The following is a 12,372-nucleotide window of genomic DNA, read 5'->3' as shown; positions in this document are numbered from 1 at the left end:
TGTCGCGCCCGTATTAGAGGTGTTCTTCGGCGTAGCGTGCCAGTCGGGAGCGGAAGATGCCTTCGAAGTGGATGTTGGCGGAACCTTCGAAACCCTTGAAGCGTTCGACAATATACGTGAGGCCCGAGGTCAGGGCGGTCAGGTAGTTGGAATCGATCTGGGCGAGGTTGCCCAGGCAGATCATCTTGGTGCCTTTGCCGCAGCGGGTGATGATGGTCTTGAGCTGCTGTGGTGTCAGGTTCTGGGCTTCATCGACGATGACTACGGCATCCTGGATGCTGCGCCCGCGGATAAAGTTCAGCGACTTGAACTGGATGTTGGCCTTTTCAATGGCGTACTTGACGCTGCTCTGGGGACGCTCGTCATGTTCGTGCATGGCCTCGAGATTGTCGTGAATGGAACTGAGCCAGGGTGTCATCTTCTCCTCTTCGGTGCCCGGCAGGAAACCGATATCCTCGGCGACGGGGGGCGTGGAGCGGGTCACGATGATCTTGTTAAAGCGTTTTTGCTCGATCACCATTTCCAGCGCACAGGCCAGAGCAATCAATGTTTTACCGGAGCCTGCCGCGCCGTTCAGAAGACACATGTCGATGGTGGGGTCCAGCAAGGATTGCATGGCAAAGGCCTGATACAGCGTGATGGGTTCTATGCCCCAGCAGTTCTGCTGCATCAGCCGGCTGTAGCCCAGGTCCAGCAGCACGACCTTGTCGTCTTCAATGGAAATGGTACGGGCGGCAAAGTCCTGGCTTTCGTCGTAGACGTATTCATTGTGATAGGTGTCGGGCAGCATTTCCCGATTGACGCGGTGGTAGGTGCGGTCTCCGTCCCGGTAGCTGTCGACCTGCTCGACCCGGTCCCAGAAGTTACCCTCGATTTTCTGGTGTCCGGCGGGCAGCAGTTCGAGGTCCGAGATCAGCTGGTCGGTGCGGTAGTCTTCGACTTTGAGCAATCCGGCGCCGAGCGCCTTGAGTCGCATGTTGATGTCTTTGGTGACCAGTACAATATCGCGGTGGGGGTTGGTCGCCTGCAGGTGCAGGGCGCAGTTGATAATCTGGTTATCCTTGTTCTTGTCGGCGGGCAGAAAGCCCTGGCGCGCGCCCAGCTCGTGGTCTGGAAAGATGCTCAATTTTCCCAGGGGCGTATCCTTGCTCTGCCCCGGCAGCATAATGCGCACACCTTTGGTGATCTGGGTGGGGGTCGTCGCTCCGCTGAGTATATTGTCGATTGCCCGGATTGCGTAGCGGGCTTCTTGTGCCACGGTTTTCTTGCGGTCCTTGATATCATCAAGTTCCTCAAGCACGGTCATGGGGATGGATATGTCCTGTTCCTTGAACTCGAACAGGCACTTAGGATCATGCAGCAACACATTGGTATCGAGAATATAGAGTTTCGATGCGGTCATCGGCTTTTCCTTCAGCTGCTTGCTTGCTGGATGAGCATACGCATGCGGCTGTATCCTGCGGTTGCATAAGCACAATACAGCTGCCGCACCTACACAATAACAGTACCTAGATGACCGTCAATAGCCCAAGAGAGGAAGGAAATTCACGCGAGTGGGGATGGATGTCGGCACCTGCCGTTTGCCTGGCGGGTGTATCTCAGGAATGGCGCGTACTGGCGGCGGTTTTCGGTATCAGCAGTGCGATTTGGTGGGCATATAAAAATGCTGAGCCGGTGCGATAAATATCTTAACTGGTCAAAAAATAGTCTGGATGGCATTGTTTTTAAAAGGGTTATGGTGGGATTCGTAGAAATTCCCTATATTGAATAGGGTGAACCTCTGACGCGGTGCTCTTGTCTCACAACAGTCTGTGTCGGAGCTGGCACCGATTAGACGGTGCTGGTGCAGGGCTTTACTGGTTAAGTCGGTTGCGTGTGTTGCGCAGCTGAACTTGGTATTTCAGGAATTCGATGCTCAAGGGAGGTGATATTTATGATCACCGAAGACTTCGTGACCGCCAGTGTGACGCCCAGCGATAGATTGGCGTCACTTTCCCCCGTTGAAGTTGCCAGGCTGCAGGACGCAAGCCAAGGTGGTTTGTATCGACTGTTCAGGCAGTGCTGCCTGGCGGTATTAAACTGTGGCAGTGAACTGGATAGCACCAAGATGGTGCTGGAACGCTACAAGAAGTTTGATATCAGGATCAGCCAGAAACACCGTGGTCTGCAGCTGGATTTGATTAACGCACCGGCCAGTGCATTTGTCGATGGAGAAATCATCCAGGGTATTCGCGAGCATCTGTTTTCGGTACTGCGTGATCTGCTTTATATCGGCGATGAGCTGGATGATTATTGCCATGGCCTTGATGAGGGGGGCACTACCACCCACACGGTCTTTCAGATATTGCGTCACGCTGATGCCTTCCGCCCGCATGTGAAACCCAATCTGGTGGTGTGCTGGGGTGGGCACTCGATTGGCCATGAGGAGTACGAATACACCAAAAAGGTGGGGTACGAGCTCGGCCTGCGGCGTCTCAATATCTGTACCGGCTGTGGTCCGGGGGCAATGAAGGGGCCCATGAAGGGGGCCGCCATCGCCCATGCCAAGCAGCGTATCCACGATGCACGATATGTAGGTATTTCGGAGCCGGGCATTATTGCTGCAGAGTCGCCGAACCCCATCGTCAATGAACTGCTGACCATGCCGGATATCGAAAAGCGGCTCGAAGCCTTTGTGCGTCTTGGGCATGGCATCGTGGTCTTTCCGGGTGGCGCCGGCACCGCTGAGGAAATTCTCTATATTCTTGGCGTACTGCTGCACGAGAAAAACAATGACCTGCCGTTCCCGCTGATCTTTACGGGGCCTGAAGGCAGCGAAGCCTATTTCGAGACCATCGACCGTTTTATACGCTTGACGCTGGGTGAAGCCGCCGCCAAGCGCTATGAAATTATTGTCGGTGATCCGATAGAAGTTGCGCTGAGGATGCAGGCGGGTCTCAGAGCGGTAACGGCCTATCGCAAGGCGACCAGTGAGTCCTTCCACTTCAACTGGCAGCTCAGCATACCGCTGATTTTCCAGCAGCCGTTTGAGCCTACCCATGAAAACATGGCGACGTTAAAGCTGTTTCAAGATCAGTCGCCCTGCGATCTGGCGTCTAACTTGCGGCGCGCGCTTTCGGGTATCGTGGCGGGCAATGTCAAGGAACCCGGCGTGCGGGCGATCGAGGAGTTCGGGCCTTTCGAGCTCTGCGGCGAGTCTGAATTGATGGATCCGCTGGACCAGCTGCTTGGCTCCTTTGTACAGCAACGGCGCATGAAGCTGGACTATCAGGAATATACGCCCTGCTATCGCCTGACAGGCGTGGCCAGCAGCGTGGCTTGAGGCCCGCCTTGCGTGAAAACGCAGCGCGGTAATCCGCCGAGGTTGTCGCGCTGTGCTCGTCCTGCGTTATAGTGACACACCGACTGTGTCGACCTCGGGTGACCCTGGGCGCGAGTAGAGGCAGTTGTGTTCCGGATGGACGCTGTTCAAGTCCGGTATTATCCATCTGGCCGCACTGGCTGAACTTTAGTCTGACGGCTGTTGTCTTTCATCTCCTTGTCGGTTCGTCTGGGACGTGCTTTGAAAAATAAACTAATCGTTACCCTCACGACGGTAAAGGGTTCGCGACAGTACACACTGAACCAGGTTGCCCGGGTACTGGTACCGGCGTTTATGCTGATGGCGGTACTCAGTTTTTTCGTGTCCAATGCATTGCTGGTCAAGACCAGCGATGATCTGGCCATTCTGGAAGAGGATCATCAGTTACTGGCCGATCAGTACGAAACCGTACTCGGAACCCAGCAGCTGTATGTGTCCGAGCTGAATCAGTTGAGCAGTACGCTTGAGGTGCTGCAGCAGGAAAATTATCGCATTGGTGAGCTGAATGCCTCGCTGGATGAAAGCCTCGGCGGACTGGAATCGATGCTGGGTCTGCCGGCCAGTGATTCCTATACTCCTGAAAAGGCGGAAGTACTGAAAGCGACCGCAACGCAGCGGCTATTTCTGTTGCACAATATTCCCAACGGCGTGCCGATACAGGGAGCCCGCATGTCAGATCGCTTTGGCATGCGCACCCACCCCGTGACGCGCAAGAAAAGCATGCATAATGGTGTCGATTTCGCCGTCGATCGGGGCACCGATGTGTATGCAACGGCGGATGGCGTCGTAGAGTTCAGTGGCCGTCAGAGCGGCTTCGGCAAGCTGGTCATTATGCAGCACAGCTTTGGTTTCAAGACTTACTTCGCGCATCTGGATAAACTGAATGTCAAAGCAGGTGATCTGGTGGCCAAGGGCCAGCTGATTGCACACAGTGGTAACAGTGGTCGGTCGACCGGGCCGCATTTGCACTATGAAATAAGGCGCTTGTATACGGCGATTGATCCGGCACCTTTTCTGAAGTGGAATATTGCGAATTTTGACACCATCTTTACAGACGTAACGAGCGTGAAATGGGCATCTTTAAAAGAAATGTATCCGTTAAATCAGGCCGCGGTGCAGTTACCATCATCGCTGAAGGAAACCGATTCACCGGAGACATGACAGTGCACGGCAAGGTGCATGTCGATGGTGTGATTGAAGGCAAGATCGACGCCAACGACGATATATCGATAGGCAAGCATGGCCAGGTCACGGGGCTTGTAAAGGCCAGGCATGTACATGTCAGCGGTTGTCTTGAAGGCGAGGTAATCTGCGATGTGTTATTTGTGGAGGCTGGCGGCCAGGTGCGGGCCAGGGTGCTCAGTCGCAAGATGTCGGTGGACCCCAGGGGGTGTTTTCAGGGCGAGCGCCGCGAGCAGATACAGCAGGTGCTGGCCTTGCAGGAGGCACCGGAAAAAGCGTTTGAATTTGGTGTCGAGGCGATAGACAGTCTGCCGGATCGCATCGTGCTCGGGTCGGGGCGTGGCAAGTACGGTGGCAAATAAGACGGCTGCGCAGTGCCGCGGGACGAGTGCGCGAGTGCAGGCTAGGAAGCCAGTTTGTCCGCCAAGTTAATGATCGAGCAGACGGGGTTTTACGGATGTGTGAACTCTTGGGCATGAGTGCCAATGTACCCACCGATATCTGTTTCAGCTTTTCCGGGCTGATGCAGCGCGGTGGAGCAACAGGCCCGCATCGCGATGGCTGGGGCATTGCCTTTTATGAGGGGCGGGGTGTGCGTTTTTTCCATGACCCGGCGCCAAGTGTTGAATCGGCGATCGCGCGTCTGGTGCGCAGTCATCCGATCAAGAGTCATATAGTGATCAGTCATATCCGCCAGGCCAACGTGGGTCAGATCTGCCTGGAAAACACCCATCCGTTTTCCCGTGAGCTCTGGGGGCGCAGCTGGTCCTATGCCCATAATGGACAACTGGATGCGCGGCTGTATGAACTGCCACTGGAGTTCTATCGTCCCATCGGCACCACCGACAGTGAGTATGCATTTTGTTGGCTACTGGGGCAGATTCGCAATCGCTTTCCCGAACAGCCAGAGGACATTTCGCAATTAAGCGATTTTATCGCCGCGCTTTGCGACCGTCTGCGTGGCTTTGGCGTGTTCAATATGCTGCTGACCGAATCCCATTATCTGTTCTGTTACTGCACGACCAAGCTATCCTGGATAACGCGCCGGGCACCGTTCGGTGAGGCGAGGCTCAAGGATTGCGAACTGACGGTTGATTTTTGCCATGAGACGACGCCGCTGGACGTTGTTACCGTGATTGCCACAGATCCTCTGACTAATAATGAACGCTGGCAGCCACTGCACACCGGGGAGCTCTGCGTATTTAAAGATGGTCTGGTGGTGGCGCAGCGTGTGGCTCCCGCAATGGCCGAGACGCGGGCAGATGCTCCGCGGGGTGCACCGTCTGGCGCAAAGCCGGACACGCTGGGGCAGGGTTAGCCGGGAGGCACCGTTTTGGCGCAGCAGGCTCGGGCTGCGCCGTACCCGTGTATCCGCCGAGTGTCTCCTTTATAATATCCACCCTCATTTCAGACTGAACGACTGCAGCCCATTCGTGACTATCGATATTGAACACCTCCGTCAGCAGCTCGCGGGCTGCCAGTGCAAGGATCGCCTTGGCCTTCTCAGAAAGTTTCAGCAGCTGGAGCAGCGCCTTGGCAGGGGGCTGCCGGCGGACCGCCTGGCCGCGCAACTGGCACCGGCGCTTGAACGGTCAGTCGCCGAGGTAAAGGGGCGCGCCGAACGGGTCGGAACCATCAACTACCCCGACCTGCCGGTGTCCGCGCGGCGGGAGGAAATTGGCAAGGCGATCATCGAGAACCAGGTTGTGGTCATCGCTGGTGAAACCGGCTCTGGTAAAACCACGCAGTTGCCCAAGATCTGCCTGGAACTGGGTTTGGGTGTACGTGGGCTGATCGGCCATACGCAGCCGCGACGCCTTGCCGCGCGTACGGTTGCGACGCGTATTGCCGACGAGCTGAACTGCCGCCTGAGTGACCAGGTGGGGTATCAGGTGCGCTTCACCGAACAGGTCTCCGATCATACCCTGATCAAGCTGATGACCGACGGTATCCTGCTGGCGGAAACGCAGCACGACCGATTGCTGGAGCGCTATGACGTCATCATTATCGACGAAGCGCACGAGCGCAGTCTCAATATCGATTTCCTGCTCGGCTACCTGAAACGAATTCTGCCGCAGCGCCCGGACCTGAAGGTCATCATCACCTCGGCGACGATCGACCTCGAACGCTTTTCCCGTCATTTCGATGATGCACCGATTATCGAAGTCTCGGGGCGCACCTATCCGGTGGAAGTGCTGTATCGTCCGCTCAATGACCGCGGGGAGGATCAGCCCGATGTGGATCAGCAGCAGGCCATATTGGAGGCAGTGGAAGAAATCACTGATCTTGGCCGCAGTCGGCGCAGTAACAGTGCGCGGGATATTCTGATTTTTCTCAGCGGCGAGCGAGAGATCCGCGAAACCGCCGAGGTGCTGCGCCGGGCGCAACTGCGTGATACCGAAGTCATGCCGCTCTATGCGCGCCTGAGTGTGGCGGAGCAGAATCGCGTGTTTCAGGCCGAACGAGGTGCGGGTCGGCGTATCGTGCTGGCGACCAACGTAGCGGAAACCTCGGTTACGGTGCCGGGTATTGGTTATGTGATCGATCCTGGGCAGGCACGTATTTCGCGCTACAGCTATCGTGCCAAGGTGCAGCGTCTGCCGATTGAAGCGGTGTCCCAGGCCAGTGCAAATCAGCGAATGGGGCGTTGTGGCCGTATCTCGGAAGGTGTCTGCATTCGGCTTTATTCCGAAGAGGACTTCGAGGCGCGGCCGCGTTTTACCGATGCTGAGATTCGGCGTACCAACCTGGCGGCGGTTATTTTGCAGATGCTTAGCCTGCGACTCGGTGATATTGCCGACTTTCCCTTTATTGATCCGCCGGACAGCCGCTTCATCAATGACGGTTTCAAGTTGCTCGAAGAGCTCGGCGCCGTCAATGAGGCCCGCGGCATGACCGCCCTTGGGCGCCAGTTGGCGCAGTTGCCGGTGGATCCACGTATCGGTCGTATGGTGCTGGAGGGTGCAAAGCAGAGTGCCTTGCGTGAGGTGCTGGTGGTTGCCAGTGCGCTGAGCTGCCAGGATCCGCGTGAGCGCCCGCTGGACAAGCAGCAGGCGGCTGACCAGATGCACCGGGAGTACGCAGATGACGAGTCGGATTTTGTCACCCTGCTTAATCTTTGGAACCTGTACGAAGAGCAGCGTCAGGAACTGAGTCAGAATCAGCTGCGAAAATACTGTCAGAAGCACTTCCTGTCTTTCATGCGCATGCGCGAATGGCGCGACGTGCATCGTCAGCTACACCTCATCAGTCGGCAGCTTGGATTGCGAGAGAACTCAACGCCGTCGGAGTACGAGCCGTTCCACAAGTCTCTGTTGGCAGGCTTGCTGAGTCAGATCGGCATGCGCCAGGAGAATCGAGAATACCTGGGCGCGCGCAATCGTCGCTTTCATCTGTTTCCGGCGTCGACGGTATTCAAGAAGGCGCCCAAGTGGGTCATGTCCGCTGAAATGGTCGAGACCTCGCGGTTGTTCGCCCGCATGAATGCAGCGATAAAGCCTGAATGGGTCGAGCCGCTGGCTGGCCACCTGGTAAAACGCAGTTACCTTGAGCCGCACTGGGAGAAGAAGCGGGCCCAGGTGGTCGCAAGTGAGCAGGTGACACTGTTTGGACTGATCATCGTGCCGCGACGCAAGGTCCATTACGGCAGTATCGACCCACAGGTTTGCCACGAAATTTTCATTCGCAGTGCGTTGGTGGAAGGCGAGTACCAGACCCGGGCGCCGTACTTTAGCCATAATCGCCAGTTGCTGGAGGGGGTTGAGGCGCTGGAGGCCAAAAGTCGTCGCCGTGACCTGCTGGTGGATGAGGACAGTCTGTACGAGTTTTACGCCGGACGCCTGGCGGAGCATGGTGGCGCGGATATTGTCAACGGTGCCGGATTCGAGCATTGGCGCAAGGCGGCAGAGAAGCAGAACCCCAAAATACTGTTTTTTACCGAGGCGGATGTGCTGCAGCGCTCGGCCGCGCATGTCACAGCACGGGACTACCCGCCGCGCATGAGGCTTGAGGGTGTCGACCTGCCGCTGAACTACCAGTTCGAGCCCGGCGCTGAGAACGATGGCGTTACGCTTGACCTGCCCCTGGCACTGCTGCACAGCGTTACGCCGCGTCGTCCCGACTGGCTGGTGCCGGGCATGCTGGAAGACAAATGTATCGCCATCCTGAAAGGGTTGCCCAAACAGCTGCGCAAGCACTTCGTGCCCATTCCGGATCATGTGCGTGCCTTCACGGAGCAGGTGGTCTTTGCGGACGGCGACCTTTACGAAGCGCTGAGCCTGTTTCTGCGTCGCAAAACCGGTGTGCGGGTGGATCCCGCCGAATTGCGGGCGGTGGAGCTGGACAAGCACCACTGCATGAATATCCGCCTGCTGGATGCACAAGGTAAGCAGCTGGGGGTCGGGCGTGACCTGGAGGCGCTGTCGAGCCAGTTTGGCAAGCAGGCCGAGGCCGCGTTGCGCGAGGGGTCGGGGGATAGCTGGGGGCGAACTGGCCTGGCGAGCTGGGATTTCGGCGATCTGCCGGAGTCCGTGGAGCTGCGCCAGGCCGGGGGGATTCGGCTGGCAGCTTATCCCGCATTGCGCGATTGTGGCAGTAGTGTCGAATTGCACATTTGTGCATCGCTCGATCAGGCGCTGGCCGAATCGCGCCTGGGTGTGGCACGTCTGGCCATGTTGGAGCTTGCAGCTGCAGTACGCTATGCGCGACGTGAGATGCCGCATTTGAACGAAGCGTTGCTGTATGGAGGCGCTTTGTTCGACAAGGCGCGGCTGACGGATGCAATCCTGATGCAGGCCTTGATGCAGTTAATGCGGCTGGATGAGTCTCTGCCGCGCTCTGAAGAGGACTACAAAGCTCGCTTGGAGCAGGCGCGCGCCGGGTTGTGGGAAAAGGTGGTGCAGCTTGGTGAGTTTGTACGCGACTGTCACCGGGATTATCACCAGGTACGCAAACAGCTCGGTGGAAACATACCCCTGCAGGCTGTAACGGTACTTAATGATATAAAAAGCCAGTTGTCAGAACTGATTAATGCTGAATATTTGCTGACTACCCGCTGGACGCAGCTGCAGCATTTTCCGCGCTATCTGCAGGCTATTCTAAAGCGGCTGGAAAAATATCAGCGGGACCTTAATCGCGAACGGTTATTATCTGAACAGTTGCAGCAGTATTGGCAGCGCTATAAAAACCTGCGTGATAAAAATCAGGCGCAGGGCCTGTTTGATCCGGCGCTTGACGAGTTTCGCTGGATGTTGGAGGAATACCGCGTCTCCCTGTTTGCTCAGACATTGGGTACTCAGGTCGCAGTGTCGGACAAAAGGCTGCAGCAGCACTGGCGCCAGTTACAGAAGTGATGCAGAAAATTCAAGATTGGTATAGGTGCCTTTATTGTGCATGTTATGCGGGCGGGCTCTGGCAAGAGTTGAGCGTAAGTTAAACTGTCATCAATCGAGAAGCAGCCAGCTTTACAGCTCAGTGTTTCCGTCGCTTATAGCGGTCGGTCTGTATGGCTCGTGGGTGCGATCTATATTGAGTTAAGTGCAGCTTAAGCCTGTGAGTCTATATTAATAGCGCGATTCTTCGCTTGTTTGCTAATCGCGGGTGGAGCGCAGTTGGCGGGCTTGCGCGCTGCAGTCGGGTATGCTGTAATGCTTGCGATTTGGCTATTGTATTGTGGTTGTAAGTAGGCTGTCGGTACCGGTTATGGATAACGGGAAAAGAGTCTGGCAAAGCTGAAGAAATGTACAGGAACGCTTAACCTTTAGTTGCAGTTTGTGTGTAGCTATAAAAAGTAGCCAGTCAGAAAGGAAAAAAGTTCTTTCACTGGTTTGAAATATTTAGGTTTTATAGTACTTTCCTAGAAGCACTTCGGTGCACTAAGAAAAACTAGAGTATGCAACTAGCAAGTTGAATCATTGAAGGGGAATGTTGATGAAAAAGTCACTGATCGCTCTGGCTATCGCTGGTGCCATGACTGCTCCGATCGTCGCTCAGGCTGATGCGACGCTGTACGGTGGCGTTGAAACCCGCCTGAAGTTTATTGAAGACCATGATGCCGACCTGTTCGTCGACAAGGCTGAGATGGGTGTTAAGGGCTCTTCCGACCTGGAAAACCTGGATGGCGTGAAAGCCACTTACCAGATCGAATTCCGTATCGATGCCAATGGCAACGACGACTCAGCTCTTGCAAACACGATTAACAATAGCAATAGCAGCGGCGTGCAGATGCGTAAGGCCAATGTTGGTCTGGTGGGCGATTTCGGTATCGTACAGATCGGCCGTCAGAACAATCTGGGTAACGCTGTCAAGAAAGCTGACGTCTTCATGAGCCAGTCTGCGGGCTACCTGGCTAATGACCGTTTCGGCAACGCCGTATACTACGTTACGCCGAAAATGGCTGGCTTCGAAGCTTATGCCGGCCTGATTCTCGATGGCCAGCAGGATGACAACGAAGAAGATGTCGACGCCTGGCAGTTGGGTTTCAACTACGGCCTGATGGGTCTGGACCTGTCTGCTGCCTATACCGAAGTTGATAGCAACTACCTGGATGGTGCCGACGATGCTGAGCTTTGGGGTGTAGGTGCTGCCTACGCCATCGGCGACTTTACCTTGGCCGCGACCTACGAGAATCAGGAAGTGGGTGATGTAGAAGACGAGACTGCGGTACTTGCTGCACTCTACACCATCGGAAACACCACGCTGAAAGCCGGTTATGCCGAGACTTGGGTGGATAACAGCCATGAAGGTTCTGATGGCCTGTCCAATACGGGCGACAACGACTACGCAGGTTACACCGTGCAGGCTGCTTATGCGCTGGGCAAGAAAGCCACTGTAAAGGCTGAGTGGAACACTCAGGACTACGACGGCGACCGTTTCGAAGACACAGATACTGTTACTCTGAGCTACGCTGTAGCCTTCTAATCGTCTTTAAAACGATTTGTGGTTATAGAAGGGCCCCCGCATGGGGGCCCTTTTTTGCGTTTGGGTGTTGGATTGGTGTGGGTGTGTATTCTGCTCAGTGACCGTGCGGAATCTGGTCTGCGTGGGTGTGAAGTGCTATAAAGGTCAAGATGATTGGAAGGTGTCGAGTTTGGTGAAGGAAGCATTGACGATGAACTACAGCAGGGTTGCGATGCTAAGTGCGGCACTGGTCTGTACGCCCTTGATTGCAGCCGAGCAAGGCGAGGGTGCATCTGCGGATCCGTGGGAGGGCTTTAACCGGGCCGTGTTCGAGTTTAACGATGTGCTGGATCGCTATGCCCTCAAGCCGGCTGCCCGGGGCTATCAGTACGTTACCCCGGACTTGATTGAGCGGGGTGTGACCAATTTTTTCGGCAACCTGGGTGATGTGCGCACGCTGGCGAACAATGCGCTGCAGTTCAAGTTACATGATGCGGCCAGTGATGTGGCCCGTATTACTCTGAACAGTACCTTTGGTCTTGCGGGTGTGCTGGATCTGGCAACACCGCTGGGGCTCGAAAAGCACCATGAAGACTTCGGGCAGACGCTGGGGTACTGGGGTGTTCCCAGCGGTAACTACCTGGTTCTGCCGCTGTTTGGGCCAAGTTCCGTACGTGATGGCGTGGCACTGGTTCCGGACAGCTACATTGATCCGGTCGGTGACGTGGAGTATGTTCCGACGCGCAACAGTCTATATGCCCTGCGTCTGATCGATACCCGTGCCGAGCTGCTGAAGTCGGAGGGTTTGATCAGTGGCGATCGCTACTTGTTCATTCGTGATGCCTATCTGCAGCGCAGAGAATATCAGGTTAATGATGGCCAGATTAACGCGCCTTTTGATGCTGAGGACTTCTGATCTTTGCGTTGCAACT

General features: G+C 55.9%; 8 protein-coding genes. 7 read left to right on the top strand and 1 reads right to left on the bottom strand.

What is annotated here, in order from left to right:
• Window positions 1-13 precede the first annotated feature (13 nt).
• On the bottom strand, window positions 14-1,402 hold the full coding sequence (locus F451_RS0103265; RefSeq protein WP_020679922.1) for a PhoH family protein: 1,389 nt from the start codon (window positions 1,400-1,402) through the stop codon (window positions 14-16).
• A gap of 531 nt (window positions 1,403-1,933) precedes the next feature.
• On the opposite strand from F451_RS0103265, the gene ppnN reads away from it, so the two are divergent.
• From ppnN to F451_RS0103230, 7 genes are all read left to right on the top strand, one after another.
• Window positions 1,934-3,322, top strand: coding sequence for a nucleotide 5'-monophosphate nucleosidase PpnN (gene ppnN / locus F451_RS0103260; protein WP_020679921.1), 1,389 nt, complete (start codon window positions 1,934-1,936; stop codon window positions 3,320-3,322).
• A gap of 240 nt (window positions 3,323-3,562) precedes the next feature.
• The gene (locus F451_RS0103255; RefSeq protein WP_020679920.1) at window positions 3,563-4,522 is read left to right on the top strand and encodes a M23 family metallopeptidase; all 960 of its coding nucleotides are present in this window, start codon (window positions 3,563-3,565) and stop codon (window positions 4,520-4,522) included.
• The gene (locus F451_RS0103250; RefSeq protein ID WP_020679919.1) at window positions 4,519-4,905 is read left to right on the top strand and encodes a bactofilin family protein; all 387 of its coding nucleotides are present in this window, start codon (window positions 4,519-4,521) and stop codon (window positions 4,903-4,905) included. The genes F451_RS0103255 and F451_RS0103250 overlap by 4 nt, the downstream gene beginning before the upstream one ends.
• Before the next feature lie 95 nt (window positions 4,906-5,000).
• Window positions 5,001-5,861 carry a class II glutamine amidotransferase gene (locus tag F451_RS0103245; RefSeq protein WP_020679918.1) on the top strand — a complete coding sequence of 287 codons (861 nt, stop codon included), beginning with the start codon at window positions 5,001-5,003 and terminating at the stop codon, window positions 5,859-5,861.
• 115 nt (window positions 5,862-5,976) lie between these two features.
• Window positions 5,977-9,894: an ATP-dependent RNA helicase HrpA gene (hrpA, locus tag F451_RS0103240; RefSeq protein ID WP_020679917.1), complete on the top strand. Its 3,918-nt coding sequence runs from the start codon at window positions 5,977-5,979 to the stop codon at window positions 9,892-9,894.
• A gap of 577 nt (window positions 9,895-10,471) precedes the next feature.
• The gene (locus tag F451_RS0103235; RefSeq protein WP_020679916.1) at window positions 10,472-11,461 is read left to right on the top strand and encodes a porin; all 990 of its coding nucleotides are present in this window, start codon (window positions 10,472-10,474) and stop codon (window positions 11,459-11,461) included.
• Window positions 11,462-11,651: 190 nt separating this feature from the next.
• Window positions 11,652-12,356 carry an MlaA family lipoprotein gene (locus tag F451_RS0103230; RefSeq protein WP_020679915.1) on the top strand — a complete coding sequence of 235 codons (705 nt, stop codon included), beginning with the start codon at window positions 11,652-11,654 and terminating at the stop codon, window positions 12,354-12,356.
• Window positions 12,357-12,372 lie beyond the last annotated feature (16 nt).

Source organism: Marinobacterium rhizophilum DSM 18822 (genome assembly GCF_000378045.1).
Classification (GTDB): Bacteria; Pseudomonadota; Gammaproteobacteria; order Pseudomonadales; family Balneatricaceae; genus Marinobacterium_A; species Marinobacterium_A rhizophilum.
This window is presented reverse-complemented; position numbering and strand designations above follow the sequence as displayed.